The organism is Thioclava dalianensis (genome assembly GCF_000715505.1).
GTDB classification, from domain to species: domain Bacteria; phylum Pseudomonadota; class Alphaproteobacteria; order Rhodobacterales; family Rhodobacteraceae; genus Thioclava; species Thioclava dalianensis.
The window spans coordinates 13,975-40,169 of record NZ_JHEH01000003.1; the positions used below are offsets into that span (position 1 = coordinate 13,975).

The following is a 26,195-nucleotide window of genomic DNA, read 5'->3' on the forward strand; positions in this document are numbered from 1 at the left end:
TTCGCCCAGCTTGCGGTCTATCCTGCGCGAGAAGACCGAGGGTGCAGATGCAAGATCAACAGGCCAATCGCGTGCGCAGACGACGGGTGTTCTACATCCCCGGCTATGACCCGATTCATCCGCGCCGCTACCGCGAGCTGTACCGCAAGGAAGGGGCAGAGCAGGCCCAAATCTCGGGCTATGAGATCGCCCTTGCGCCCAAGAAAAGCGGCAGCGGCCCATACGGCTGGCATGTGCGCTCCGTTCAGGACGGGACGGAAGCGGAGGCCGATATCGAGGTGCTCGTGTGGTCCGATATCGTGCGCGCTTCGATGGGCAAGTCGATTGCGGCCACCTACGGACAGCTCGTGCGCACTGCCGCCACCTATATTGTCTCGGGCGCGCTCTTTGGGCTGATGCGGCTTCGCAAGGGGCCGGTGATCGCGGCGCTCTATCCGATTGTCGCGCTGAGTGTGCAGGCGCTTTTGGGGCTGGGGCTTGGCTGGGGGCTGGCCGCCCTGCTGCTGGCCTTGCTGCCTGATTTTCCGTTGGATTGGGTGCTGGGGCTGGCGGTGGGTCTGGGCGTGATGACTGGCGCGCTGCGCTGGTTTCGCCGCCATGACAACCGCTTTTTCGCCTATTATCTGATGCATGACTACGCCTTCACCGCGCGCTGGGGCGGGGCCAATCCGCCCGAGCTGGAGGCGCGGATGGCCAGCTTTGCCGCCCGGATCGAAGCGGCGATGGCCGAGGATTGGGACGAGGTGCTGATTGTCGGGCATTCCTCGGGCGCCCATCTCGCGGTCTCGATCCTCGCTGATCTGCTGCGCGAGGAACGGATCGGAACAGGGCCGAGCCGACCCGCGCTGTCTTTCCTGTCGCTCGGTCAGGTCGTGCCGATGGTGAGCTACCTGCCCCGCGCCACGCGGCTGCGCGCCGATCTGGCCTATCTGAGCACGGCCCGCGCGCTGTTCTGGCTTGATGTCACAGCGCCGGGCGATGGCTGCGCCTTCGCGCTTTGCGACCCGGTGGCGGTGAGCGGTGTTGCCCCCGCGGACCAGATCCACCCGCTGGTGATCTCGGCGGCTTTCACCCAGACGCTGAGCCCGGAACGCTGGAAGGCGTTGCGCTGGCGCTTTTTCCGGCTGCATTTCCAATATCTCTGCGCCTTCGATAAGGTGGGCGATTACGACTATTTCCGCATCACCGCCGGGTCGCTTTCGCTGGCGTCGCGCTTTGCCGGGCGGGCACCCTCGAAAAGCCGGATCACGACGCAGGCCAACCGCCACACGGGCATAGCATGACCCGGCCCCCGAAGCCCGAACCGCGGCCCGACCGCGTCTCGCTCTGGCGCTATGTGCGGCTGTTCAAAAGCGATATTCTCTCGGCCCAGCCCGCGCGGCTCTACCGCGCCTGGATGGCCGAGTTTCGCACGCCGTTTTTCCGCTCGTACCTGTGCAACGATCCCGAGCTGGTGGATCTCGTGCTCAAGCAGCGCCCGATGGATTTTCCGAAATCCGACCGGATCCGCGAAGGGCTCAGGCCGCTGTTGCGCGAGAGCGTGTTTCTGACCAATGGCGCGCAATGGAAGCGCCAGCGCCGGATCATCGATCCGGCCTTCGAGGGCGGCAAGCTGCGCGAGACCTTCCCCGCAATGTGGGCGGCGGGTCAGGCCTGCCTCACCCGCCTCAAGATGAAGACCGGCCCAGAAGCATTTGATATCGAACAAGAAACCTCACATGTCGCGGCGGATATCATCTTTCGCACGCTGTTCTCCATCCCGATTGAGAACGAGACCGCCGCCAGCACATTCGCCGCCTTCAAGACGCATCAGCGCACGGCCCCCGTCGTCAATCTCGGCGCCCTCTTGCCGCTGCCGCGCTGGGTGCCGCGCCTGCGCGCGCGTCAGACCCGGCAGACCGCCAAACGCATCCGCGCGATGATCGAGACACTGACGGCGGCACGGGCCGATCAGATCGCGGATGGCAGCGCACCCGATGATCTGGCGACCAAGATCATGACGACGCCCGACCCGCTCACCGGGGCGTGTTTCGGCACTGACGAGATGGTCGATCAGGTGGCGATCTTCTTTCTGGCGGGCCACGAGACCTCGGCCTCGGCGCTCGCGTGGTCGCTCTATCTGCTCGCAACCCATCCCGAATGGCAGGCCCGCGTGAGCGCGGAGGCGGCGCAGGTGCTCAGCGATGAGGAACCGGAGTTCTCCGCACTCGCACAGCTCAAGCTCAGCCGCGCGGTGTTTCGCGAGGCGCTGCGGCTCTATCCGCCCGTGCCGATGTTCGTGCGTGAGACCACCTGCCCCGAGCAGTTTCGTGACCGCGCGGTCGCACCGGGCGCGCAGGTGGTGATCAGCCCATGGCATCTGCATCGCCATGAGCGGCTTTGGGACGATCCCGACGGGTTCGACCCCGGCCGCTGGGACACGCCCAATGGCAAGCAATGCCAGCGCACAGCCTATATCCCGTTTTCGAGCGGACCGAGGGTCTGTCCGGGGGCCGGATTCGCGATGGCCGAAGGGCCGCTCTTGCTGTCGATGATTGCGCGCGCCTTCGAGATCACGCCGGTCGAGGGGCGCGTGCCAGTGCCGGTCGCGCATCTCACGGTGCGGGGGCGCGACGGGATCTGGCTGCGGCTGCGGGCGCGCTGAGCCGGGGCTTGCGGCTCAGGCGCGCTTGGCCAGCCGCGCCTCGAGCACGTCGAAAGGCACGCCCGGCTCATCCTTGGCGCAGCGGATCACGAGGCTGGTCTTCACACTTGCGACATTCTCCGCCGAGGTGAGATCGCCGGTCAGAAACGTCTGGAAACTCGACAGATCGGGCGCCACGCATTTGAGCACGAAATCAATCTCACCGTTGAGCATATGGCACTCACGCACCAGCGGCCATTCGCGGCAGCGCATCTCGAACGCCGACAGATCCGCCTCGGCCTGACTTTGCAGCCGCACCATCGCAAAGACCTGCACTTCGAAGCCCAGCTCACGCGGGTTCACATCCGCATGATAGCCATCGATAAAGCCCGCCTCTTCCAGCGTGCGCACCCGGCGCAGACAGGGAGGGGCGGAAATTCCTACACGCCGGGCCAGCTCCACATTGGTCATGCGGCCATCGGCTTGTAGCTCTGCCAGAATCTTGCGGTCGATATCGTCCAGCCGAGTCGTGGCCATGTTAAAATAATCCTTCGTCACTTGTTTCGGAACTTACCTCTGAGGGCGGAGGTGCGCAATAAAATTTCGCTCAATCGCCCGCAAGCCCTAATCGTAACGAAGCGCCCGCAGGGGGTTTTCGCCGCCCTCTGTGCCGACTATATGCGAGCGGGACATCAGATGGAGGCCGCAATGGGCGAGACCAAGACAACCAAGGTTCTGATCATCGGCTCGGGGCCTGCGGGCTACACCGCAGCCGTCTATGCCGCGCGCGCCATGCTCGAGCCGGTTCTGGTGCAAGGTATTCAGCCCGGCGGTCAGCTTACGATCACCACAGATGTCGAGAACTGGCCCGGCGAGACCGAGATCCAAGGCCCCGATTTGATGGTGAAGATGGAAGAGCATGCCCGTGCGATGGGCGCCGAGGTGATCACCGACATCATCACCGATCTCGATCTGACCAAGCGTCCTTTCATCGCCCAAAGCGATTCGGGGACCACCTACGAGGCCTCCGCCGTGATCCTCGCGACCGGCGCGCAGGCGAAGTGGCTGGGGCTGCCTTCGGAAGAGAAGTTCAAGGGCTTTGGGGTCTCGGCCTGCGCGACCTGCGACGGGTTTTTCTATCGCGGCAAGGAAGTCGTGGTGATCGGTGGCGGCAATACGGCCGTTGAAGAGGCACTGTTCCTGACCAATTTCGCCTCGAAGGTCACGCTGATCCACCGCCGTGACACGCTGCGCGCCGAGAAGATCCTGCAAGAGCGCCTGTTCAAGAACCCCAAGGTCGAGCTGCTTTGGAACCACTCCGTCGAAGAGGTGCTGGGCGATGAGACTCCGCTGGGCGTGACCGGGGTGCGGGTCAAATCCACCACCGATGGCGCTGAGCATGTCGTGCCCTGCGATGGGTTCTTCGTGGCGATCGGTCACTCCCCGGCCTCGGAGCTGGTGAAAGACAGCCTCAAGCTGCACGATGGCGGCTATGTCTGGGTCGATCCGGGCTCCACGCGCACCTCCGTTCCCGGCGTCTTTGCGGCGGGCGATCTGACCGATCACACCTACCGTCAGGCTGTGACCTCGGCGGGGATGGGCTGCATGGCCGCGCTCGATGCCGAGAAGTGGCTGGCCGAGCAGGGCGAAGCCGAGTGATCTCGTTTCACGGCCCGGTCTGGCGGATCTTGTCGACCGGGCCGGACCTTGACGCCCGCGCCGCTGTGCGCGCGCCCGAAGGCCGGTTTCACCATTCCGGCCAGACCGCGCTTTACGCCTCGCTCAGCGCCGAAGGGGCCGGAGTGGCCCTGCGGCGCTACGTTAAAGCCGGGGACGCGCCCCGTATCATCGTCAAATTGACGATCTGTGCCGAGCGGATCTTCGACCTGCGCGGTACCGACGCGGCCAAGGCCGCCTCCGTCGTCTGGCAAGACATCCGCGGCAGCGGTGCCCCTGCCCCCACTTGGACGTTCTCGGACCGGGCGCGGGCTGCGGGCGCGCAGGGCATGCTCTATGCCTCGCGCTCACGCCCCGATCTGAGCCATCTGGTGCTGTTCGACCTCTCCCCCGGCATCGTGCAAAATGTAGGCCCCGCAGAGCCGTGGCTCCCGCCCTACCCGGTTCCTAAAGGCTGAGAGCGCTCAACAGGCGGGCCGCACGCTGGATCTAACCGTCCGGGCGGTGGGCTGGCGCGACCACCTGCGAGGTGCAAATCGGATAAATGACCAATTGCTATGCATCGGTGCGAACAGCTATTCGCTTTGTGGCAATATTCACGAACACATGTCTTTTTTGCCGAAATCCGCCCGCCTTTGCTTGAAGACCCCCTAAAAACCGCGCTATTGGCCCGATCAATAACGGGCCTCTGAGGCCTCACGATGATCGCCATTTAGGACAGTGCAGAACATGAGCCAGACGCCCAATCACGCCCCGATCTCCGAACTCTATGTGTCCTATGAATCGGCGCAGAAGCTAAAAGTCGAAGCGGCTGAACTGCCGAGCTGGGATCTGACCCCGCGCCAGATCTGCGATCTGGAGCTGCTGATGAATGGCGGGTTCAACCCGCTCAAAGGTTTCCTGTCCGAGGCCGATTACGACGGTGTCGTGGAAAACATGCGCCTGAGCGACGGTCAGCTCTGGCCGATGCCGATCACGCTCGATGTGTCCGAGAAATTCGCCGAGACCGTCGCGGACGGTCAGGACATCGCGCTGCGCGATCAGGAAGGTGTGATCCTCGCGATCCTGTCGATCACCGATAAATGGGTGCCCAACAAGGCGCGCGAGGCCGAGAAAGTGTTCGGCGCCGACGATCCGGCGCATCCGGCGGTGAACTACCTGCATAACCAAGCCGGCCCCGTCTATCTGGGTGGCCCGATCACCGGCATCCAGCAGCCCGTGCATTACGATTTCAAAGGCCGCCGCGATACGCCCAATGAATTGCGCGCCTATTTCCGCAAGATGGGCTGGCGCAAGGTCGTGGCCTTCCAGACCCGCAACCCGCTGCACCGCGCGCATCAGGAACTGACCTTCCGCGCAGCCAAAGAGGCGCAGGCCAACCTGCTGATCCATCCGGTCGTGGGTCTCACCAAACCCGGCGATGTGGATCACTTCACCCGCGTGCGCTGCTACGAGGCGGTGCTCGACAAATATCCGCAATCGACCACCACGATGAGCCTTTTGAACCTTGCAATGCGCATGGCAGGCCCGCGTGAGGCGGTCTGGCACGGCATCATCCGCCGCAACCACGGTTGCACCCATATGATCGTGGGTCGCGACCATGCAGGCCCCGGCAAGAACTCGGCGGGCGAAGATTTCTACGGCCCCTATGACGCGCAGGAGCTGTTCCGCGAGAACCAGGCCGATATCGGCTGCGAAATGGTCGATTTCAAACACATGGTCTATGTGCAGGAACGCGCCCAATACGAGCCCAATGACGAGATCGAAGATCGCGACAACGTCACCATCCTGAACATCTCGGGCACCGAGTTACGGCGCCGCCTGCGTGAGGGGCTTGAGATCCCCGAATGGTTCTCCTTCCCCGAGGTGGTGACCGAGCTGCGCCGCACCTCGCCGCCGCGCGCCAAGCAGGGCTTCACGGTGTTCTTCACCGGGCTGTCGGGCTCGGGCAAATCGACGATTGCCAACGCGCTCATGGTCAAGCTGATGGAGATGGGCGGTCGCCCGGTCACGCTGCTGGATGGCGATGTTGTGCGCAAGCATCTGTCCTCCGAGCTGGGCTTCAGCAAAGAGCACCGCGATATCAACATCCAGCGGATCGGCTATGTCGCCTCCGAGATCACCAAGAACGGCGGTATCGCAATCTGCGCCCCGATCGCGCCCTATACCGCGACCCGGCGCTCGGTACGTGAGATGATCGAGGCCTATGGCGCCTTCGTCGAGGTCCATGTGGCCACCTCGCTCGAGGAATGCGAAGCGCGCGACCGCAAGGGTCTCTACAAGCTCGCACGTGAGGGCAAGATCAAGGAATTCACCGGCATTTCCGATCCCTACGAGGCGCCGACGAATGCCGAGCTGATCGTTGATACCAAGGATGTGGATGTCGATCACTGCGCCCATCAGGTGATCCTCAAGCTCGAAAGCCTTGGCCTGATCAAAGGCTAAGCCCAAGTCTGACGCCTAGATAAACGCGCCGCAGATCGCTCTGCGGCGCGTTTTCATGTCTATGCGGCGGATAATCGCGGCGGGGCATGCAGGCACCGGCCCAGTTCGGACAGTGTGACCTCGGTTATCCTGCAGCATGCTCTGTCAGTGAACCCCGACCCCTCAGATGCGCCGAAAGCCGACGCTTGTGCGAGCCTTGCGCTGCCGATATTGGGTTCAGCATGGCCGGTTGTGACAAGGCGCGCGTCCAAGGCCTGAAAGGACAACACCACGATCGCGCCTGCAGCCTCCAGACCGTATCCCTTTCGCTGGGCCGTGGGTCGGATCCAATAGGTCAGCTTGAACTGGCCCCGGCGCCAGATCGGCAAAAGCCCAACCATGCCGATCAGCGTGTCGCCCTCTAGAACGTAATAGGAGAGCGACTTTCGCGCTTCGAAATCGCGGATCTGGCGGGCAAGGCGCGCCTCTTGCCTGCCCGCCTCCGCCTCTTGGGTTTTCGATCCCATTTCGGCATGAAACCAAGGATATAGCGACGAATACCCCTCCCCCCGTGCGTCCGCCAACGCCCGCGCCATTGAAGACGCGGGTTTGCGCAAGCGGAGCCGCGCCGTTCTGACGTCGCTGGGCACCGCAGTGAGCCTAGGATCTCTCGCACGCGCTTTGGGCGACATGAGGATCAACCGGGTGTCGACCCGCCGTTCAAATAGCCCAGAAAGACGTCGATCTCATCCGGCGTCGTGGCCCAGCTACAGACAAGCCGCGCGGCCAGAAGCTCTTCGGGCGCGCCTTCCAGCGATTGATCGAACGGCCAGAGGTAGTAATAGGCCCCGGCCCCTTGAGCACGCCGATGCGCCCCGCGCGGCAGGCTTGCGAAGACCGCATTGGCCTGCGTCGGATGCACCAGTTTCGCCCCCGGCGCCTCGACAATCCCGCTGGAGAGTTTCGCTGCCATTTCATTGGCATGCGTGGCGAGGCTCAACCAAAGATCACCTTCAAGATAGGCCTGCATCTGGGCTGCGAGAAAGCGGTGCTTCGAGAAGAGATGCCCGCCGCGCTTGCGCCGCAGCTCAAATTCCCAGGCACGTTTGGGATCAAAGATCACCACCGCCTCGACGCCCATACAGCCGTTTTTCGTCCCCCCGAACGAGAGCACATCGACCCCTGCTTTCCAGGTCATCTCGGCCGGCGTACAGCCCGCCGCGATCAGCGCATTGGCAAAGCGCGCGCCGTCCATATGCACGGGCAGTTCGAATTGCCGCGCAATCGCGCTGAGCGCGCTTACCTCGGCAGGCGTGTAGACCGCCCCTGCCTCGGTCGCGTTGGTAATCGAGACCATGCCACGCTGCACATTATGAATGCCGCCGCGCCCGGTATGAGCGATGGTGCGCTGCAGCGCGCCCGGATCCATCTTGGCATCCGCGCCATCGACCAGAACCAACTTGGAACCGCCGGTGTAGAATTCCGGCGCACCGCATTCGTCTTCCTCGATATGCGCGTTGCGATGGCAGAAGATCGCGCCCCAAGGGTCGGTCAGCACCGCGCAGGAGAGCGCATTGGCCGCCGACCCGGTCGCTACGAGATAGACCCGCGCCTCGGGAGCCTCGAATATCTCGCGCAGGCGCGCCTCGACCGCCTGCGTGCGCGGGTCGGCGCCGTAAGAGGGCACATGGCCCTCATTGGCCGCAGCCAGCGCTTCCATGATCCGCGGATGGGCGCCAGAGGTGTTGTCGGAGGCAAAATTCATGAGAGATCCTCGATCGTGTAATCGTCCCAGTCTTCTTCTGGAATTTCAAATTCCGGCACTGTCCAGCCGCGCACGGATTGGCCCGCCTCATGCACGGTCTCATAGGAGCCGGACACAAGATAATGCCAATTTTCCAAAGGCTTGCCCTCGAAGCGCAACCGATAGGCGCAGGTCTTGGGCATCCAATAGGCGATGTCGGCAATGCTCGCGGGTTTGAGGGTTACGCATTCGGGCACGAACTGGTGGCGAATGTCATATTGCGTGCACCGGCAGGTCTCACCATCGAGCAGCCGACACGCCACACGGGTGAAGACCAGCTCGCCCGTATCCTCATATTCCAGCTTGTTGAGACAGCATTTTCCGCAGCCATCGCAGAGCGCTTCCCATTCCGCCTTGTTGAGCGTCTTGAGTGGTTTCTTCCAGAAGTCGGGACGCAGTTTTTCCATGCGCGGGACCGTGCCGGAAAGGCGCGGAAATGAAAAGGGGTCAGAGCGCGCTGAGCACTTCACGCGCCTGTGCGCAATCGGCGGCCATCTGCGCCTTCAGCCCTTCGAGCCCGTCAAATTTCATCTCGGGCCGCAGATATTCGACCAGCGCAACCGACACGTGCTGATCATAGATATTGCCTTCGAAATCAAAGATATAGGTCTCAAGGTTGGGCATGTTCTCGCCAAACATTGGACGCACGCCAAGGCTTGCCGCCCCCAAGTAAGCGCCCGCATGCGGCCCGGTGAGCACGTCGAACTTCACGGCATAGACGCCAAGCTTGGGCAGATGCAGACCCGCCACCGACATATTCGCCGTCGGATAGCCCAGATCGCGGCCGCGCTTGTCGCCATGCAGCACAGCGCCCTCGATCCGGTGCCAATGCCCAAGCATCTCGGCGGCATCGCGTGCGCGCCCCTCGGCGAGCGCATTTCGAATCGCAGTCGAGGACGCCTCGATCCCGCCCACATGCAACAGCGGCGCGATGGTCACGTCAAAGCCCAGCTCGCGCCCGAGCGCCTGCAGCGTGTCGGCATCCCCTGCCCGGCCTTTGCCGAAGCGGAAATCTCCGCCCACCGCGACATGGGAAATTCCAAGCCCGTCGCACAGCACCTCACGCGCGAAATTCTGCGCGCTCATATCGGCCAGCTCGGCATTGAAGGGCAGCTCATAGAGGCAATCCACCCCCAGCTTGGCGAGCCGATTGGCGCGCGCCTCGGGGTTCATCAGGCGAAAGGGCGGGATCTCCTTGCCCGCGCGGGCTGCGAAAAACTCGCGGGGATGCGGCTCGAAGGTGATCACGCCCAAAGGTGCCGAGCGCCCGCGCGCCTGATCGATCACCGATTGATGGCCGAGATGGATCCCGTCGAAATTCCCCATCGCGACAGAGGCACCCCGGGCCGGATCATCCAGCGACTTCCAATCTGAAAACTCTCGCATCACCCCGCCTTCCGGCGCGGGAGGCCGGATCAGTCGAACTTGCGCGAGGGCGCCAGAACCAGCGCCTCGCCCTTCACGACCACCGTATCGCCCACTGTGCAGCGGGTTTCAAGCGTCACCCGACGCCGCGCATGATCGATGGCGGTGACTGTCACCTCCGCGCGGACCACATCGCCGGGCCGCACGGGCGCCATGAACTTGAGCGATTGGCCCAGATAGACCGTGCCGTGACCGGGCAATTGCTCTCCGATCACCGCTGAAATCAATCCGGCGCTAAGCATGCCATGCGCGATCCGTCCCTCGAAAATCGTATCCTGCGCATAGGCATCATCAAGGTGAACCGGATTCCGGTCGGTCGAGACTTCGGCAAACATCTCGATATCGCGAGATGTGACTTCCTTGCGCAGAAAGCGCTGCATCCCAATCTCGAGATCCTCGATGCAGATGGTGCCACGGGGCAGATTATCGAGCATATCCATTCGTCCCTACCGGAAGGTCATGTTGCGGTGCAGCATAACAGATCACGCGCCACACGCAATATGGGCGCGTAATTTATTTCCGGGAAAAGGGCTGCGGTCGTAATAAAATTACGACGACAATCTCAGCGCAGCATGCCAATCGTATAGAGCGGATCCTTCATACGAGTCTCAAGCCAAGCTGTGACAAGCTTGGCCTCCGGTGCCTGACGATCCGGGCCGAACTGGTCATGGGCCAAACCGCCGGTGACGAAGAGACAATCAATTCCCTCTCCGGCAGCGCCTGCCACATCGGTGTTGATCCCGTCGCCAACCGCAAGGATCCGGCCGTCGCTGGCTCCGCCAATCGCGGCCAGCTTGCGCCGCGCCATGTCATAGATCGGCGGGTGGGGCTTGCCAAAATACAGCGCCTCGCCCCCCATCTCCTCGTAGAAGGCCGCAAGCGCGCCCGCGCAATAGATCCGCCGGTCGCCCAGATCCACGACGATATCGGGATTGGCGCAGAGCATCGGCAGACCGCGCGTCTTGGCGAGCAGGAATTTCGCGCGATAATCATCGGGCGCCTCGGTCTGCTCATCGAACGGGCCGGTGCAGATGATCCCTTCCGCATCGTCGAAATCCACACGCTCGACCCCGGGCTGGCCCTGCCATTCGTCCGGGATTTCCGTGAAGAACCCGTCATCCTTCTCCGGCCCAAGATGCCAGACCTTGCGCCCGACAGCCCCTGCCAGCATCGCATCTTGTGCCGCATCGCCAGAGGAGACGATCAGGTCATAGGCATCGCGCGGGCAGCCCATCCGATCCAGCGAGGCCTGCACGAATTTTGCCGGACGCGGGGCATTGGTCAAAAGCACGACCTTGCCGCCGCGCGCGCGGAAATCCTGCAAGGCGACAACGGCTTCGGCAAAGGGCTCGACGCCATTGTGCAGACATCCCCAGAGATCGCAAAACAGCGCGTCATAGGGTTCGGAAATCTCAGAGAGCGACTGGATGATCGTGGTCATGTTCGGCCTTTCATGATTGCAGGACTGCCTTAGGCCGCGCCTGTGGCAGGCAGATGACGGGATCCAACGCGCAGGCAGGGTCCGAGGTTTCCGGGGGCTCCGCCCCCGCCTGCCCAAGGCAGGCTCCCCCGGGATATTTCCGACACGAGGAAGACAGGACCGGTGCCCCTTCCTCTTGATCCAAATATCCCGGCGGTGAGCGGCCAAATCCCGCAGGGTTTGGCCGTGAGGGGGCAGCGCCCCCTCGCCCGATTACAGTTTAAGGGCCGGGATGATCTGCTTCTTGCGGCTCATCACTCCGGGCAGCACGACCGTGTCGCCTTCGACGTTTGCGTCGAAGCTTTTCTCGGCCACGGTTTTGACGAGATCATTGGGGATCAGCATCGTCGCTTCTTCGTTGAGGATATCGACCACGAAGAGCAACACCTGATCCACGCCGTCCTCTTTGGCCACATCCGCCATCGAGGCCATCAGGCTGGCCTTGCGGTCGAGCACCATCTTGGGGGCCGTGGTCTCAAGGACGGAGACGCGGAACTTGGTGCCCTCGACCGCGTATTCCTTGGAATCCATGCGCAACAGCTCGGCATCGGAGAAGGCCGACACGTCGGATTTCGCCTCGAACATCTTCGCGGCCAGATCGCCGATATCGACGCCCAGATCGGCTGCGAGCGCGTCGCAGACCGCGCGGTCGTGATCGGTTGTGGTGGGCGAGCGGAATTCGAGCGTGTCCGACAGGATGCAGCTCAGCATAGCCCCTTTCACGCCTTTCGGCGCCTTCGCGATATCCTCGCCCATCAGGTCATAAAGGATGGTGGCGGTGCAGGCGAGCGGGCGCATCGTGATATCGATCGGGCCTTTGGTCTCGAGCCCACCGGTCAGTTTGTGGTGGTCGATGATCTGCACGATATCGGCGCTGTTGATGCTCGCGGGCAGCTCGGCGGGGTTGTTGGTGTCGACGATCACCACCTTGTCGCCCTCGGCAACATCCGAGATGATCTCGGGCGTCTCAAGACCCCAATGGCTGATCACGAACAAAGCCTCTGTATTGGGCTGGCCCAGCAGGCAGGGCTTGGCGTCGATGCCTTTCACCTCGCGCAGATACCATGCCCAGGCGATGGGCGAGCCGGTGGAATCGGTATCGGGGGCCTTGTGGCCGAAAACCTTGGTGGTCATAGGGTATCCTTCGGACAGACTGATATTTCGCGCGCGTTATAGGCCGTGCCGCGGGGCTTGTCACCCATGCGCCGTCTCAACCGTCGAGGCGCGAAATCTTCCAGCCATCCGCGCGCAGCAGCGCCAGCAGCCCGGCCTTGCCTGACAGGTGCAGCGCGCCCACCGCGACCACCACGGGACCGGCCTTGGCCGCCGCCTCGATCTCGGGCAGCCAGTTGCGGTTTCGCCCCACCATCAGCAGATCCTCGGAGAGCTTCATCTGGGCGTCCACCTCTTTGGCGCTCATGCCGCCATCGATTGCCTGTGCCCGCGCCAGCTCCCAGATCAGACGGGGCTCGCCGCGAAAATATAAATCCGCCATGGTGACGCCCATATCATCGGCCAGCGGCGCGCCGATCACCGCCGCGCGCAGCATCTCGAGCGACTCGCGCTGGCTGATCGCGTTGAAAAGCGCAAAGACCGTATCCCAAGGCTCCAGCGCGTGCACCGGCACGCCCTCCGTCTTGGCATCTTGCATCAAGACCTTATCGAGCCCCATCTCGCCCGAGCCCATCTCGCGCACCGCACAGGGCGGTAGCGAAAGCGTCATCGCAACGAAAGCCGGGCGCATCTTGGCGGCGAGAAAGGCGGGCATGCCATGGGCCGAAAGCGCGTCCTTGGTACGGGCCCAATCCTCGGGCGAGAGCAGCTCGGGCAAGGTCGGACCGCTCGAGAACATCAGCTTGGGATCGGAGGTCATCGCCTCTTGCAGCCGCGCCTCTTCCTTGGGGCCCGCCTCGACCAGCAACTGCTTGGCCCCCTTGAGCGCATCGGCCACCTTGCGCGAGAGCTTGGCATGGCGCGGATCGGGGAGATGATAGGTGCCCGCCAGCGTGATCATCATCCCGTCCTTGCGCGCCTCGAACAGCAGCCCTTGCGCGAACGGCGCGGAATGGGCGGCCAGCGTCAGCCGCGTGCGCTCGGAGGCAGGCATCGCATCAAAGAGGTTTGTGCCGGTGCATTGCGCGGAAGCCGGGAGCGCCAGCGCAACCAGCCAGACAGAGGCCGCGAGGCGGCGCAGGAAGGGGGTGATTTTCATGGCCGCAATGTGCCATGCCGCCCCGCCCGCGCAAAGAGAGAAAGCGCCCAGAGGGAGGTGCAATTTTTTCCAATTTCGGGAGTTGACAGCATGGGGGGGCAGTGACTAACTCCTGCATCGTTAGCACTCACGATAGGCGAGTGCTAAAAGATTTGAACCTGGAACCTTAGGGAGTGAGCCAGATGGCATTCAAACCGCTGCATGACCGCGTGCTGGTCAAACGCGTCGAGAGCGAAGAAAAAACCAAGGGTGGTCTGATCATCCCCGATAGCGCCAAAGAAAAGCCCGCCGAGGGCGAGATTGTGGCAGTCGGTGAAGGCGCACGCAAGGACTCGGGCGAGCTGATCGCACCTTCCGTGAAAGCCGGTGACAAAATCCTGTTCGGCAAATGGTCGGGCACCGAGGTCACGCTCGATGGTGAGGAACTGCTCATCATGAAAGAAGGCGACATCATGGGCATCATCTCGTAAAGCGCCCGCGCTTCGCTGATCCTACTGATTTCCAACAATATCTACAGTCAAGGAGCCAACAGACATGGCAGCCAAGGACGTCAAATTCTCCACCGACGCACGTGACCGGATGCTCAAGGGCGTCAACGTTCTCGCAGACGCGGTGAAAGTTACGCTGGGCCCGAAAGGCCGTAACGTCGTCATCGAAAAGAGCTTCGGCTCGCCGCGCATCACCAAAGACGGTGTGTCGGTCGCCAAAGAGATCGAACTGAGCGACAAGTTCGAGAACATGGGCGCACAGATGGTCAAAGAAGTGGCCTCGCGCACCAATGACGAAGCAGGCGACGGCACCACCACCGCCACCGTGCTCGCACAAGCCATCGTCAAGGACGGCCTCAAGTCGGTCGCAGCCGGCATGAACCCGATGGATCTCAAGCGCGGCATCGACCTGGCAACCGCCAAAGTCGTCGAAGCGATCAAAGCTGCTGCCCGCCCCGTTTCGGGTCAGGAAGAAGTCGCACAGGTCGGCACCATCTCGGCCAACGGCGAAGAAGCCATCGGCAAGATGATCGCAGACGCGATGCAGAAAGTCGGCAATGACGGCGTGATCACCGTGGAAGAAGCCCGCGGCATGGAGACCGAAGTCGAAACCGTCGAAGGCATGCAGTTCGACCGCGGCTACCTCTCGCCCTACTTCGTCACCAATCCCGACAAGATGATCGCGGATCTCGACGACTGCCTGATCTTGCTGCACGAAAAGAAACTCTCGTCGCTTCAGCCGATGGTTCCGCTGCTTGAGCAAGTGATCCAGAGCCAGAAGCCGCTGCTGATCATCGCGGAAGATGTCGAAGGCGAAGCACTTGCGACCCTCGTCGTGAACAAACTGCGCGGCGGCCTGAAAATCGCAGCCGTCAAAGCACCGGGCTTCGGCGATCGCCGCAAAGCCATGCTGCAGGACATCGCTGTTCTGACCGGCGGTCAGGTGATCTCGGAAGATCTTGGCATGAAGCTTGAGAATGTCGGTATGGACATGCTCGGCACCGCCAAGAAAGTCCAAATCACCAAAGAAGCCACGACCATCGTGGACGGCGCAGGTGACAAGGCCGAGATCGAATCCCGCGTGGCTCAGATCCGCACCCAGATCGAGGAAACCACCTCGGATTACGACCGTGAGAAACTGCAAGAGCGCGTGGCCAAACTGGCCGGTGGTGTTGCTGTCATCCGCGTCGGCGGCATGACCGAAACGGAAGTGAAAGAGCGTAAAGACCGCGTCGATGACGCGCTCAACGCAACCCGCGCCGCTGTCCAAGAGGGCATCGTTGTCGGTGGTGGTGTGGCTCTGGTTCAGGGCGCGAAAGTGCTCCACGACCTCGCAGGTGCCAACTCCGATCAGGAAGCCGGTATCGCCATCGTGCGCCGTGCGCTCGAAGCGCCGCTGCGTCAGATCGCTGAGAACGCAGGCGTCGACGGTGCTGTCGTCGCAGGCAAGATCCGCGAAAGCAACGATCTGAACTTCGGCTTCAACGCGCAAACCGAAGAATATGGCGACATGTTCAAGTTCGGCGTTATCGACCCGGCCAAAGTGACCCGCACCGCGCTTGAGGATGCCTCCTCGATCGCAGGCCTGCTGATCACCACCGAAGCCATGGTTGCCGAGAAGCCCGAGCCGAAAGGCAATGGCGGCGGCGCACCCGACATGGGTGGCATGGGCGGCATGGGCGGCATGATGTAATCATCCGCTCCCGTTCAGGGACTAGGGAAAGGGCGCCTCTCGGGGCGCCCTTTTTCATATCGTGAGAGCTGGGACAGGCGCGCTGGGATTAGGCCCGGCCCCCCGCATGGCTCAGCGCAGGCCGTCGGCCACCATGGTCGGGTTGAACTCGATCACCCGGTATTGCGCCACGCCCGAGGTGTAGAACGGGTCGAGCCGAAACAGCGCCTCGATCTCCTCGATATCCGTACCGATCGCGATTATTACGCCGCCGTCGCGCGGGACCTTCGCGCCCGATGCCAGAAAATGCCCCGCCGCATATTGATCCTTGAGAAAGGCGCGATGCGGGCCGATCAGCGCGTCGACCTCCTCCATCGGCGCGAGATAGCTCAGCTCTGCCACGAAAAGATGCTGCCCTTCGGAAAGTAGTGCCATGTCATGTGTTCCTTGCAAATTGCCCCCTCAAGATAGCGTGGCCCTCTGCGCTGTCGACTTCCCCCGATCGCCGCGCTAGCGTCTGGCGAAAATGAGGAGGACCAGATGATCGAACTTGCATTGGTAACGGGCGCGGCCCGCGGAATCGGACTGGCCACGACGCAGGTCTTTTTGGAGATGGGCTGGCAGGTCGTGATGCTGGATTGCGATGGCGAGGCGCTTGAGGCGGCGAGCGCCGAGCTCAACGGCGTGCACCCGATCCTGTGCGATGTCTCCGATCCGGAGTCGGTCGCTATGATGGCCGAAGAGGTCGGGCACATCGCGCAATATGGTCTCAAGGCGCTGGTCAACAATGCCGGTGTCGCGATGTTCGGGCCGATTGGTGACACCGATTTTGCGGATTGGCGGCGCGTGATGTCGACCAATCTCGACGGGATGTTTCTGGTCACGCAGGCACTGACGCCGCATCTCGCGAAAGCGCGCGGCGCCATTGTGAACATCTCCTCGATCTCGGGTCTGCGCGCCTCGACGCTGCGGGTCGCCTATGGCACCTCGAAAGCGGCGGTGAATGCGCTCACGCAGCAACAGGCGGTGGAGCTTGGCGAGCTGGGTATCCGCGCCAACGCGGTGGCGCCCGGCCCTGTGCGCACAAAGCTTGCGATGGCCGTCCACAGCCAAGATATCATCGACGCCTATCACGACGCGATCCCGCTCAACCGCTACGGATCTGAGCGCGAAATCGCCGAGGTCATAGGCTTTCTCGCCTCGGATAAGGCCAGCTATGTGACCGGGCAGGTTCTGGCGGTCGATGGTGGGTTTGGTGCAACTGGCATCGGGCTTCCGGCGCTCAGAAAGACCTAAAATGTTCGATTTGTGCATTTTTGACTGCGACGGCGTGCTGATCGATTCTGAGATTATCTCGGCTCGGATGCTGATCGAGGAACTGGACGGGCTCGGCGTCCAGATCGATCTGGACTATGTGACGCGGAACTTTCTGGGCCGCTCCTACCCCACCGTCATGCAGCAGATCCGACGCGAATTCGGGCTCGATCTGCCAGGCGATTTCGAGGCCCGCTATCGCGAGCGGCTACTCACAGCCTTCGAGGATGACCTGACAATCATCCCCGGCGTGCAAGATGTGCTGGAACGGCTCGCGAAACCTTGGTGCGTGGCCACCTCCTCAAGCCCTGCCCGCGCGCGGCGCTCGCTGGAGATCGTGGGCTTGGGCGCGCTCACCCGCGACCGGATTTTCACCGCAAGCGAGGTGGCCAATGGCAAGCCCGCCCCGGATCTGTTCTTGCACGCAGCCCGGCAGATGGGTGCCGACCCCGCCCGCTGCCTCGTGATCGAGGACAGTCTGACGGGCGTTCGCGCAGGTCGCGCGGCGGGAATGACGGTCTGGCGCTTTACCGGCGGCTCGCATCTGCAGGGCCGCCGCCTGCTGCGCCCCGAGGATGCCACACCGACAAAGGAATTTGCCTCTTTCGCGGAATTCTTCCAGATTGGACCGGGAATGGAGAGCACGCAATGAACCGGACACTCGAGGTCGACACCACCCGCGAGGATGAAGCCGCCCGCGCCGGCTGGCTGTATTACGTGGGCGGCATGACGCAAGATCAGATCGCCGCCGAGATGGGGGTGTCGCGCCAGCGCGCGCAGCGCCTTGTGAGCCGGGCCGTGTCGGACGGGTTGGTGCGGGTGCGTATTGAGCATAAGATCGGTGCCTGTCTGGAACTCGAAGCGCAACTTCTCCGCAACTTCGATCTGCAAACCGTGCGCGTAGCCCCCTCGCTGGGCGAGCGCGGCGACAGCGCGCGCGCCACCGCCCCTCTGGCCGCGACCCTGCTGGAGCGGATCCTCGCACGCCCCGATCCGCAGGTGATCGCCTTCGGCACCGGACGCGCGCTCTCGGCCATGGTGGGCGAGGTGATGCAGCGCCCGGCCACCCAGCACAAGATCGTCTCGCTGATCGGCAACATTGCACCCGATGGCTCGGCGACCTTCTTCGACGTCATCATGCGGATGGCCGACAAGCTGCGCATGCCGCATTACCCGATGCTGCTGCCGGTTGTGACCGAAACCGCCGAGGAGCGGGTGCTATTTGCCCGGCTCAAGCCCGTGCAGGCGGTGCGCAAGCTGGCCGAGGCGGCCGATGCCACCTTCGTCGGCATCGGCCAGATGGGCCCGGATGCGCCGCTCTACAAGGACGGGTTCATCACCGAAGACGAGTTGGACGAGCTGCAGCAAGCCGGTGCCGTGGGCGAGATCGTCGGCACGCCTTACGATGCGTCGGGGCAATATATCCGCACCCCGGTCTGCGCCCGGATCGGCGGTTATCCGATCAGCCCGGGCCGCGCGGCGCCGGTGATCGGGCTCGCGGCCGGACAGGCAAAAGTGGACGCGATTCGCGGTGCGATCACGGGACGGCTGATCAACGGGCTTGTCACCGACGAAATGACCGCCCGCGCGATTTTGTCGCCAACCATCTGAAACAAAAAGAGAAAAATCCCAGACCTGTAGAATTCGCGTTCTTGTGAGCAGATCAAGATTGACAGACACGCGCCAGTGATTGAGTATTTTCCCACTGACTGGGCATTTGCTCAGAATATCTGGGAGGATATCATGACATTGACACTTCGGGCGCTCCTCGGCGCCTGCGCCCTCGGCGCGCTTGCAACTGCCGCCGCGGCCGAAACCACCATCACCGTCGCAACCGTGAACAACGGTGACATGGTCCGCATGCAGGGCCTGATGGATGACTTCTACAAGCAGCATCCCGACATCAAAGTTGAATGGGTGACGCTCGAAGAGAACGTTCTGCGCCAGAAGGTCACCACGGACATCGCCACCAAAGGCGGTCAGTTCGACGTGCTCACCATCGGCACCTATGAAGTACCGATCTGGGGCAAGCAGGGTTGGCTCGTGCCGCTCGACAATCTGCCCGCAAGCTACGATGTGGACGACATCCTGCCCAAGATCCGCTCGGGTCTGACGGTGGATGATCATCTTTACGCGCTGCCGTTCTACGGCGAGAGCTCGTTTACGATGTATCGCAAGGACCTGATGAAGAAAGCCGGGCTGGAAATGCCCGAAAAGCCGACTTGGGCCTTCATCAAGAAAGCCGCCGCCGCGATGACCGACAAGGATGCGGGCATCTACGGCATCTGCCTGCGTGGCAAAGCCGGTTGGGGCGAGAACATGGCCTTCCTGAGCGCCATGGACAACTCCATGGGTGGCTCGTGGTTCAACATGGACTGGAAGCCGCAATTCGACACGGCACCGTGGAAAGAGACGCTCACCACCTATCTCGACCTGATGAACAATTACGGTCCTCCGGGCGCGTCCTCCAATGGTTTCAACGAGAACCTCGCGCTGTTCCAGCAGGGCAAATGCGGCATGTGGATGGATGCCACGGTGGCTGCGTCCTTCGTGACCAACCCCAAGGACTCGACGGTTGCCAAAGATGTCGGCTTCGCGATGGCGCCGCATAAGGAAGGCGTGGACAAGAACGCCAACTGGCTGTGGTCGTGGACGCTCGCCATCCCGGCTGGCACCAAGAAGGAAGAGGCCGCCAAGACCTTCATCGAATGGGCAACGTCCAAGGAGTACACCGATCTGGTCGCCTCCAAAGAGGGTTGGGCAAACGTTCCTCCGGGCACGCGCACCTCGCTCTACAATAACCCCAAATACACCGAAGCAGCTCCGTTCGCAGATCTGACGCTCAAGTCGATCGACGCGGCTGACCCCAAGAACCCCTCGGTGAGCAAGGTTCCCTATACGGGCGTGCAATTCGTCGCCATCCCCGAGTTCCAGGCCATCGGTACCGCCGTGGGCCAGCAGTTCTCGGCGGCCCTCGCAGGCCAGATGTCGGCTGACCAAGCCCTTCAAAGCGCGCAAAGCCTGACTGAGCGCGAAATGAAGAAGGCCGGTTACATCAAGTAATCAGCCTCCTCCCGTCGGGGCGACCATTTTTGGGTCTGGTCGCCCTGACACCCCTGCCCCCTTTCATTGCCGGAGCCGGACCGATGTCCACACAAGCCTCGCGCTCAGCCGCGCGTCTTATGATTTCCCCATCCGTCATCCTTCTTTTCCTGTGGATGGCCGTGCCGCTGGGCATGACGATCTGGTTCTCGTTCCAGCGCTACAATCTTCTGATGCCGGGCCAAACCGGGTTCGTCGGCTTTCAGAACTACGAGTATTTCCTCACCGATCCGGCCTTTTTTACCGCCCTTTGGAACACGCTGGCGCTGGTCGGAGGGGTGCTGTTGATCACCGTCATCGGTGGCATGTTGCTGGCGCTCTTGCTCGATCAGCCGGTCTTTGGACAAGGCATCGTTCGGATCCTCGTGATCGCGCCCTTCTTCGTGATGCCAACCGTCTCGGCACTGGTGTGGAAGAACATGTTCTACAATCCGGTGAACGGGATATTTGGCTATATCTCCGAGTTCTTCGGCTTCCAGCCCTATGATTACCTCGCGCATGCGCCGCTTTTGTCGATCACGATCATCGTGGCCTGGCAATGGCTGCCCTTTGCCACACTGATCTTGCTCACCGCGCTGCAATCGCTCGATTCCGAGCAGCTTGAGGCCGCCGAGATGGACGGGGCCAGCATCTGGTCGCGCTTCATCTACATCATGGTGCCGCATCTGTCGCGCGCCGCCACCGTGGTGATCCTGATCCAGACGATCTTTCTGCTCTCGACCTTCGCCGAGATCCTCGTGACCACCAATGGCGGTCCGGGCAATGCATCCACCACCCTGACCTATCTCGTCTATGTCCAGTCGCTGCTGCAATTCGACGTGGGCGGCGGTGCGGCCGGCGGCGTGGTTGCGGTGATCCTTGCCAATATCGTTGCGATCTTCCTGATGCGGATGATCGGCAAGAACCTGGAGGCCTGATCCATGGCACGCAAAGTCTCAAACCGCCGTCGCGTGATCATGTCGATCATCGCATGGGTGATGGCCTTCCTGATCTTCTTCCCGATCCTCTGGACGATCATCTTGTCGTTCAAGACCGAGGGCGATGCGATCCGGGCCCCGCTTCAGGTCCTCACCTCAGGCTGGACGCTCGAGAGCTACCACACTGTCTTTGAGCGCTCGAACTACTTCCGTCACTTCATGAACTCGGTGGTGATCTCGTTTGGCTCGGTGTTCCTTGCCCTTGTCATCGCGATCCCCGCCGCCTGGGCCATGGCCTTCGTGCCGGGCAAGCGCACCAAGGACGTGCTGATGTGGATGCTGTCGACCAAGATGATGCCTGCCGTGGGCGTTCTGGTGCCGATCTACCTGATGTTCCGCGACTGGGGGCTTCTCGACACGCGGATCGGTTTGATCATCGTGCTGTGCCTGATGAACCTGCCGATCGTGATCTGGATGCTGTTCACCTATTTCAAGGAAATCCCGAACGACATCCTCGAGGCCGCCCGCATGGACGGGGCCACGCTTGGCTCGGAAATCATCTATGTGCTCACGCCAATGGCCATTCCGGGCATCGCCTCGACCCTGCTTTTGAACGTCATCCTCGCATGGAACGAGGCCTTCTGGACGCTCAACCTGACCGCGGCCAAAGCCGCTCCGCTCACCGCTTTCATCGCGGCTTATTCAAGCCCCGAAGGGCTGTTCTACGCGAAACTGTCTGCCGCCTCGACGCTGGCCATCGCACCGATCTTGATCCTCGGCTGGTTCAGCCAGAAGCAACTGGTGCGCGGTCTGACCTTCGGCGCTGTGAAATAAGGAGATCCCCATGGGACAGATTGAACTCAAGGGCGTCACGAAGCGATTTGGCGACGTGGAAGTCATCCCGCCTCTGGACCTGATGATCGACGAGGGCGAGTTTGTCGTCTTCGTCGGCCCCTCGGGCTGCGGCAAATCCACCCTGCTGCGGCTGATCGCCGGGCTTGAGGATGTGTCGGGCGGGCATATCGAGATCGACGGCGCGGATGCCACCGATCTGCCGCCCGCCAAGCGCAGCCTCGCGATGGTGTTCCAATCCTATGCGCTCTATCCGCATATGTCGGTGCGCAAGAACATCGCCTTTCCGCTCAAGATGGCCAAGATCGACCCGGCTGTCGCCAAGGAGAAGGTCGAGAATGCCGCGCGCGTCCTCAATCTCGGGGACTATCTGGAACGCCGTCCGGGCCAGCTTTCGGGCGGTCAGCGTCAGCGGGTCGCTATCGGGCGGGCCATCGTGCGCGAACCGGCAGCCTTCCTCTTCGATGAACCGCTCTCGAACCTCGATGCCGCGTTGCGGGTGAATATGCGGCTCGAAATCTCCGAGCTGCACCAGAAGCTCAAGACCACGATGGTTTATGTGACCCACGATCAGGTCGAGGCGATGACCATGGCCGACAAGATTGTCGTGCTGCGCGCGGGCCATATCGAACAGGTGGGCTCTCCGCTGGAGCTTTACCGCTCGCCGCGCAATCTCTTCGTCGCAGGCTTCATCGGTTCGCCCAAGATGAACTTCATCGAAGGCGCCGAGGCGGCCAAACACGATGCCCACACCATCGGCATCCGCCCCGAACACACGCTTGTCTCCGCGACCGAAGGGCGCTGGAAGGGCAAGGTGACGGTCTCCGAGCACCTCGGGTCGGACACCTTCTTGCATGTCGAGACCGAGCACGGGCTGATCAATGTGCGCGGCGATGGCGAGGTCTCACTGCATGCGGGCGACACCGCTTACCTTTCGCCCGACGAGTCCCAACTTCATCGCTTTGACGCACAAGGGATGGCAATCTGATGCGACTTAAAGGAAAACGCGCGCTCATCACCGGTGCCGCCCGCGGTATCGGACGGGCCTTTGCGGAGAAATATAACTCCGAGGGCGCGGATGTGGTGATCGGAGATATCGACATCGCCCGTGCCGAACAGACTGCCGAAGAGATCGGCGCCGTTGCGGTCCGGCTGGACGTGACCGATCCCGAGAGCATCGAGGCTGCAATGGCCGCGCTGCGCGTCTCAGGCGGGATCGACATCCTGATCAACAACGCCGCGATCTTCACCGCCGCCCCTCTCGTCGAGATCAGCCGCGAAGATTACGCGCGTGTCTTCAAGATCAATGTCGAGGGCACCTTGTTCATGATGCAAGCCTGCGCCCGCGAGATGATCGCGCAAGGTCGTGGCGGTCGCATCATCAACATGGCCAGCCAAGCCGGGCGGCGGGGCGAGGCTCTGGTTGCAGTCTATTGCGCCTCTAAGGCCGCCGTCATCAGCCTCACCCAATCGGCGGGGCTGAACCTGATCGAGCATGGCATCAACGTGAACGCCATCGCCCCCGGTGTCGTCGATGGCGAGCATTGGGACGGCGTCGATGCGTTCTTTGCCAAATATGAAAACAAGCCATTGGGCCAGAAGAAGACAGAGGTCGGCGCCGCGGTGCCCTTCGGACGTATGGGGACGGCGGAAGACCTCACCGGCATGGCCGTCTTCCTCGCCTCGCAGGAGGCCGATTACATCGTGGCCCAGACGTTCAACGTCGATGGCGGAAACTGGATGAGCTGATATGACACTTTCGAACGCAACGCTGAACGCGCTTCCCCCCGATGTCGCCCGCCCCGGCTATGACCGCGCGGGGCTTACGCCAGGGATCGTCCATATTGGCTGCGGCAATTTCCACCGCGCCCATCAGGCGGTTTATCTCGATGATCTCTTCGCGCTTGGGGAGGGCCATGACTGGGCGCTTCTGGGCGCGGGGGTGCGCGCGGGTGACGCCAAGATGCGTGAAACCCTGCTCGCCCAAGACGGGCTTTCGAGCGTGATTGAGCTGGACCCGGCGGCCAAATCGGCCCGCGTGATCGGGGCGATGACCGGGTTTGTGGCCGTCGAGGCGGGCAATGCGGCGCTCATCGCTGCAATGAGCGATCCCGCGATCCGCATCGTCTCGCTCACTGTGACCGAGGGCGGCTATTACATCGACCCCAAGACCGACACGTTCAGCCCGTCCCATCCCGACATTCAGGCCGATGCCGCCAATCCAGAGGCGCCCAACACCGCCTTTGGCGCGATCATCGCGGCGCTGAAAGCGCGACGCGCCGCTGGTCTGCACCCGTTCACCGTGATGTGTTGCGACAACGTCCCCCATAACGGCCATGTCACGCGCGATGCGGTCTGCGGGCTGGCGCAGCTCTCGGACCCGGAGATGGCCGAGTGGATCAAGGCCAATGTCGCCTTCCCCAATTCGATGGTCGACCGCATCACCCCCGCCACCGGCCCGCATGAGCGCGCGCTGGCGAAAGGCTTCGGCCTTGAGGACGCGGCCCCCGTCACCTGCGAGCCGTTCCGGCAATGGGTGATGGAGGACAACTTCCCCGCAGGCCGTCCCGCGCTTGAGAAAGTGGGCGTCACCTTCACCGATCAGGTGGACCGTTTCGAGACGATGAAGATCCGCATTCTCAATGGCGGCCATGCGATTATCGCTTATGCGGCCGGGCTGCGCGATATTGAGTTCGCCCATGAGGCGATGGCCGATGAACAGATCCGCGCCTTCCTCGACAAGATCGAGACCGACGAGATCCTGCCCATCGTACCGCCCGTCCCCGACACCGATCTTGAGGCCTATAAACAGCTCATCATCGAGCGCTTCTCGAACCCGGAAGTGGCCGACACGATCCGCAGGCTGTGTCTCGACGGCTCGAACCGTCAGCCCAAGTTTATCATCCGCTCGATCCGCGACCGGCTGGCGAAAGGGCTCGATTGTTCGGGTCTGATCCTCGAGAGCGCTTTGTGGTGCCGCTACTGTTTCGGGACGACCGAAAGCGGCGCCGAGATCGCGCCCAACGACCCAAGCTGGGACCGGCTTCAGGCGCAGGCCATCCTCGCTCAAGACCGCCCCGCCGCGTGGCTCGAAATGCCCGAGATCTATGGCGATCTTGCGCAGAATGAGGCGTTGGTCGCGCAGTTCAGCCAGACGCTGCAAGATGTCTGGAACCGGGGCTCGCAGGCGGTCATCGCCGATTATCTCGCGCGATGATCTGACCGGCCCGGTCTGACGCGACCGGGCCTGCCGAGCCGACTTGCGGCCCCTTGCTCAGGCGGGGGCCGTTTCTTTTTCGCGCAAGGCAAAGGGCAGCCCCCAAGGATCGACCGGATTTGCGCCTGCGCGCGCCACAAGGGCCTCCAGCGCCTCGGGCGTGCCGCGCAGACCAACCTCGGCCAGCCCGGTGCGCGGGGAAGTTTTCGGTGCCGCCCCCTTGCTGTGCCAGATGTTGGTCGCGATATGGTGGTGATAGCCGTCCCAGCCGTGGAAATTCGCCCACCGATAGCGGGTCGTGACCGGCAGGCCCAGGATATCACGGTAGAACAGCTCCGCCGGATCAAGCGCGCCCACCCGCAGATGAACATGTCCGATCACCGTGCCTGCGGGCGCGCCGCGCCACTCGGCCTGAGCGGCGCGAGCCACGTCTTGCAGATCAATCGGATCGGTCGTCATCGCGATCTCGCCGTTCTTGAGCGGCCATTCAGCGCGCGGGCGGTCGCGATAGATCTCCACCCCGTTGCCTTCGGGATCGGACAGGTAGAGCGCCTCACTGACCTTGTGATCGGAGGCCCCCTCAAGGCTCTGCCCCATCTTCGACAGATGGGACAGAAATGCACCCAGATCGGAGCGCTCGGGCAGAAGAAAAGCGGTATGAAACAGCCCCGCCTCGCGCGGGCTGGTGCGTGCAGCCTGCGCATCGCGGCGCAAGCGCACCATCACCTGGCCCTCGACACCCAAGGCAATCTCGGACGCATCTGCAGAGATCCGCTCCAAACCGATGATTTTCTCATAGAATTGGGCCACTGCGGGAAGATCATGCACGATCAGCGTGACATCCCCGATCTGTAGGCTTGCATCACTGGTTGCCATCTCGCTCTCCTGATTGGTGTGGGGCCGTGGCCCGGTATCTTCTGGTCCTCTGATATATCGGCCTTTTCATTTGCCAATAAAATGGTGAATATAGCGAATAACTATCCACATA

At 62.4% G+C, this 26,195-nt stretch carries 27 protein-coding genes; 16 read left to right on the plus strand and 11 right to left on the minus strand.

The window, feature by feature from the left end; all coding sequences use genetic code 11:
* The first annotated feature begins 47 nt into the window (after positions 1-47).
* Together DL1_RS03050 and DL1_RS03055 are read left to right on the plus strand one after the other, a co-directional pair.
* Positions 48-1,283, plus strand: a complete 1,236-nt coding sequence (locus DL1_RS03050) for a hypothetical protein (protein ID WP_038062338.1) — start codon at positions 48-50, stop codon at positions 1,281-1,283.
* Positions 1,280-2,644 carry a cytochrome P450 gene (locus tag DL1_RS03055; protein ID WP_038062340.1) on the plus strand — a complete coding sequence of 455 codons (1,365 nt, stop codon included), beginning with the start codon at positions 1,280-1,282 and terminating at the stop codon, positions 2,642-2,644. The genes DL1_RS03050 and DL1_RS03055 overlap by 4 nt, the downstream gene beginning before the upstream one ends.
* 15 nt (positions 2,645-2,659) lie before the next feature.
* On the opposite strand, the gene DL1_RS03060 is transcribed toward DL1_RS03055, so the two are convergent.
* On the minus strand, positions 2,660-3,160 hold the full coding sequence (locus tag DL1_RS03060; protein WP_038062343.1) for an Lrp/AsnC family transcriptional regulator: 501 nt from the start codon (positions 3,158-3,160) through the stop codon (positions 2,660-2,662).
* A 171-nt stretch (positions 3,161-3,331) separates the two neighbouring features.
* Between DL1_RS03060 and trxB the strand changes: the two genes are divergently transcribed.
* The 3 genes from trxB (at position 3,332) to DL1_RS03075 (ending at position 6,745) form a co-directional block, all read left to right on the plus strand.
* Complete coding sequence (trxB, locus tag DL1_RS03065) at positions 3,332-4,282, plus strand: thioredoxin-disulfide reductase (protein ID WP_081856239.1); 951 nt, start codon at positions 3,332-3,334, stop codon at positions 4,280-4,282.
* Positions 4,279-4,758: an RES family NAD+ phosphorylase gene (locus DL1_RS03070; RefSeq protein WP_074854916.1), complete on the plus strand. Its 480-nt coding sequence runs from the start codon at positions 4,279-4,281 to the stop codon at positions 4,756-4,758. The genes trxB and DL1_RS03070 overlap by 4 nt, the downstream gene beginning before the upstream one ends.
* 271 nt (positions 4,759-5,029) lie before the next feature.
* Positions 5,030-6,745 carry a bifunctional sulfate adenylyltransferase/adenylylsulfate kinase gene (locus tag DL1_RS03075; protein ID WP_038062349.1) on the plus strand — a complete coding sequence of 572 codons (1,716 nt, stop codon included), beginning with the start codon at positions 5,030-5,032 and terminating at the stop codon, positions 6,743-6,745.
* Between the two features lie 59 nt (positions 6,746-6,804).
* On the opposite strand, the gene DL1_RS03080 is transcribed toward DL1_RS03075, so the two are convergent.
* The 8 genes from DL1_RS03080 to DL1_RS03115 all read right to left on the minus strand — a co-directional run bounded on the left by DL1_RS03080 (position 6,805) and on the right by DL1_RS03115 (position 13,645).
* The gene (locus DL1_RS03080) at positions 6,805-7,416 is read right to left on the minus strand and encodes a GNAT family N-acetyltransferase (RefSeq protein ID WP_143081678.1); all 612 of its coding nucleotides are present in this window, start codon (positions 7,414-7,416) and stop codon (positions 6,805-6,807) included.
* A gap of 5 nt (positions 7,417-7,421) precedes the next feature.
* Positions 7,422-8,489, minus strand: coding sequence for a threonine aldolase family protein (locus tag DL1_RS03085; protein WP_038062352.1), 1,068 nt, complete (start codon positions 8,487-8,489; stop codon positions 7,422-7,424).
* Positions 8,486-8,935 (minus strand): YcgN family cysteine cluster protein, encoded by a 450-nt coding sequence (locus tag DL1_RS03090; RefSeq protein ID WP_038062355.1) that lies wholly within the window; start codon positions 8,933-8,935, stop codon positions 8,486-8,488. The genes DL1_RS03085 and DL1_RS03090 overlap by 4 nt, the downstream gene beginning before the upstream one ends.
* Before the next feature lie 40 nt (positions 8,936-8,975).
* Positions 8,976-9,914 (minus strand): bifunctional riboflavin kinase/FAD synthetase, encoded by a 939-nt coding sequence (locus DL1_RS03095; protein WP_038062357.1) that lies wholly within the window; start codon positions 9,912-9,914, stop codon positions 8,976-8,978.
* Positions 9,915-9,943: 29 nt separating this feature from the next.
* Positions 9,944-10,387, minus strand: a complete 444-nt coding sequence (locus tag DL1_RS03100; RefSeq protein WP_038062844.1) for a MaoC family dehydratase — start codon at positions 10,385-10,387, stop codon at positions 9,944-9,946.
* Between the two features lie 128 nt (positions 10,388-10,515).
* Positions 10,516-11,394, minus strand: a complete 879-nt coding sequence (locus tag DL1_RS03105; protein WP_038062360.1) for a TIGR01459 family HAD-type hydrolase — start codon at positions 11,392-11,394, stop codon at positions 10,516-10,518.
* Between the two features lie 252 nt (positions 11,395-11,646).
* The gene (locus DL1_RS03110; RefSeq protein WP_038062363.1) at positions 11,647-12,567 is read right to left on the minus strand and encodes a manganese-dependent inorganic pyrophosphatase; all 921 of its coding nucleotides are present in this window, start codon (positions 12,565-12,567) and stop codon (positions 11,647-11,649) included.
* A 76-nt stretch (positions 12,568-12,643) separates the two neighbouring features.
* Positions 12,644-13,645, minus strand: a complete 1,002-nt coding sequence (locus DL1_RS03115) for a TraB/GumN family protein (RefSeq protein WP_051693280.1) — start codon at positions 13,643-13,645, stop codon at positions 12,644-12,646.
* Positions 13,646-13,827: 182 nt separating this feature from the next.
* On the opposite strand from DL1_RS03115, the gene groES reads away from it, so the two are divergent.
* Both groES and groL read left to right on the plus strand, forming a co-directional pair.
* Complete coding sequence (gene groES, locus DL1_RS03120; protein ID WP_038062366.1) at positions 13,828-14,115, plus strand: co-chaperone GroES; 288 nt, start codon at positions 13,828-13,830, stop codon at positions 14,113-14,115.
* Between the two features lie 64 nt (positions 14,116-14,179).
* On the plus strand, positions 14,180-15,826 hold the full coding sequence (gene groL, locus DL1_RS03125) for a chaperonin GroEL (protein ID WP_038062369.1): 1,647 nt from the start codon (positions 14,180-14,182) through the stop codon (positions 15,824-15,826).
* A gap of 111 nt (positions 15,827-15,937) precedes the next feature.
* On the opposite strand, the gene DL1_RS03130 is transcribed toward groL, so the two are convergent.
* Entirely contained in the window at positions 15,938-16,240 is a 303-nt protein-coding gene (locus tag DL1_RS03130) for a YciI family protein (protein WP_038062372.1), read from the minus strand.
* A 105-nt stretch (positions 16,241-16,345) separates the two neighbouring features.
* On the opposite strand from DL1_RS03130, the gene DL1_RS03135 reads away from it, so the two are divergent.
* The 9 genes from DL1_RS03135 to DL1_RS03175 all read left to right on the plus strand — a co-directional run bounded on the left by DL1_RS03135 (position 16,346) and on the right by DL1_RS03175 (position 25,207).
* Entirely contained in the window at positions 16,346-17,101 is a 756-nt protein-coding gene (locus tag DL1_RS03135) for an SDR family NAD(P)-dependent oxidoreductase (protein ID WP_038062375.1), read from the plus strand.
* Position 17,102: 1 nt separating this feature from the next.
* Entirely contained in the window at positions 17,103-17,771 is a 669-nt protein-coding gene (locus tag DL1_RS03140; protein WP_038062379.1) for an HAD family hydrolase, read from the plus strand.
* On the plus strand, positions 17,768-18,730 hold the full coding sequence (locus tag DL1_RS03145; protein WP_038062382.1) for a sugar-binding transcriptional regulator: 963 nt from the start codon (positions 17,768-17,770) through the stop codon (positions 18,728-18,730). Before DL1_RS03140 ends, DL1_RS03145 begins: the two co-directional genes overlap by 4 nt.
* A 132-nt stretch (positions 18,731-18,862) precedes the next feature.
* Positions 18,863-20,182, plus strand: coding sequence for an ABC transporter substrate-binding protein (locus DL1_RS03150; protein WP_038062385.1), 1,320 nt, complete (start codon positions 18,863-18,865; stop codon positions 20,180-20,182).
* An 83-nt stretch (positions 20,183-20,265) separates the two neighbouring features.
* Positions 20,266-21,138 carry a carbohydrate ABC transporter permease gene (locus tag DL1_RS03155; protein WP_038062388.1) on the plus strand — a complete coding sequence of 291 codons (873 nt, stop codon included), beginning with the start codon at positions 20,266-20,268 and terminating at the stop codon, positions 21,136-21,138.
* A gap of 3 nt (positions 21,139-21,141) precedes the next feature.
* The gene (locus DL1_RS03160; protein WP_038062391.1) at positions 21,142-21,972 is read left to right on the plus strand and encodes a carbohydrate ABC transporter permease; all 831 of its coding nucleotides are present in this window, start codon (positions 21,142-21,144) and stop codon (positions 21,970-21,972) included.
* 10 nt (positions 21,973-21,982) lie between these two features.
* Positions 21,983-22,978 carry an ABC transporter ATP-binding protein gene (locus tag DL1_RS03165; RefSeq protein ID WP_038062394.1) on the plus strand — a complete coding sequence of 332 codons (996 nt, stop codon included), beginning with the start codon at positions 21,983-21,985 and terminating at the stop codon, positions 22,976-22,978.
* The gene (locus DL1_RS03170) at positions 22,978-23,739 is read left to right on the plus strand and encodes an L-iditol 2-dehydrogenase (protein ID WP_177195333.1); all 762 of its coding nucleotides are present in this window, start codon (positions 22,978-22,980) and stop codon (positions 23,737-23,739) included. Before DL1_RS03165 ends, DL1_RS03170 begins: the two co-directional genes overlap by 1 nt.
* A gap of 1 nt (position 23,740) precedes the next feature.
* Entirely contained in the window at positions 23,741-25,207 is a 1,467-nt protein-coding gene (locus DL1_RS03175; protein ID WP_051693281.1) for a mannitol dehydrogenase family protein, read from the plus strand.
* 57 nt (positions 25,208-25,264) lie between these two features.
* Here DL1_RS03175 and DL1_RS03180 read toward each other — a convergent pair whose 3' ends face one another.
* Positions 25,265-26,083, minus strand: coding sequence for a VOC family protein (locus tag DL1_RS03180; protein ID WP_038062399.1), 819 nt, complete (start codon positions 26,081-26,083; stop codon positions 25,265-25,267).
* Between the last annotated feature and the right edge of the window lie 112 nt (positions 26,084-26,195).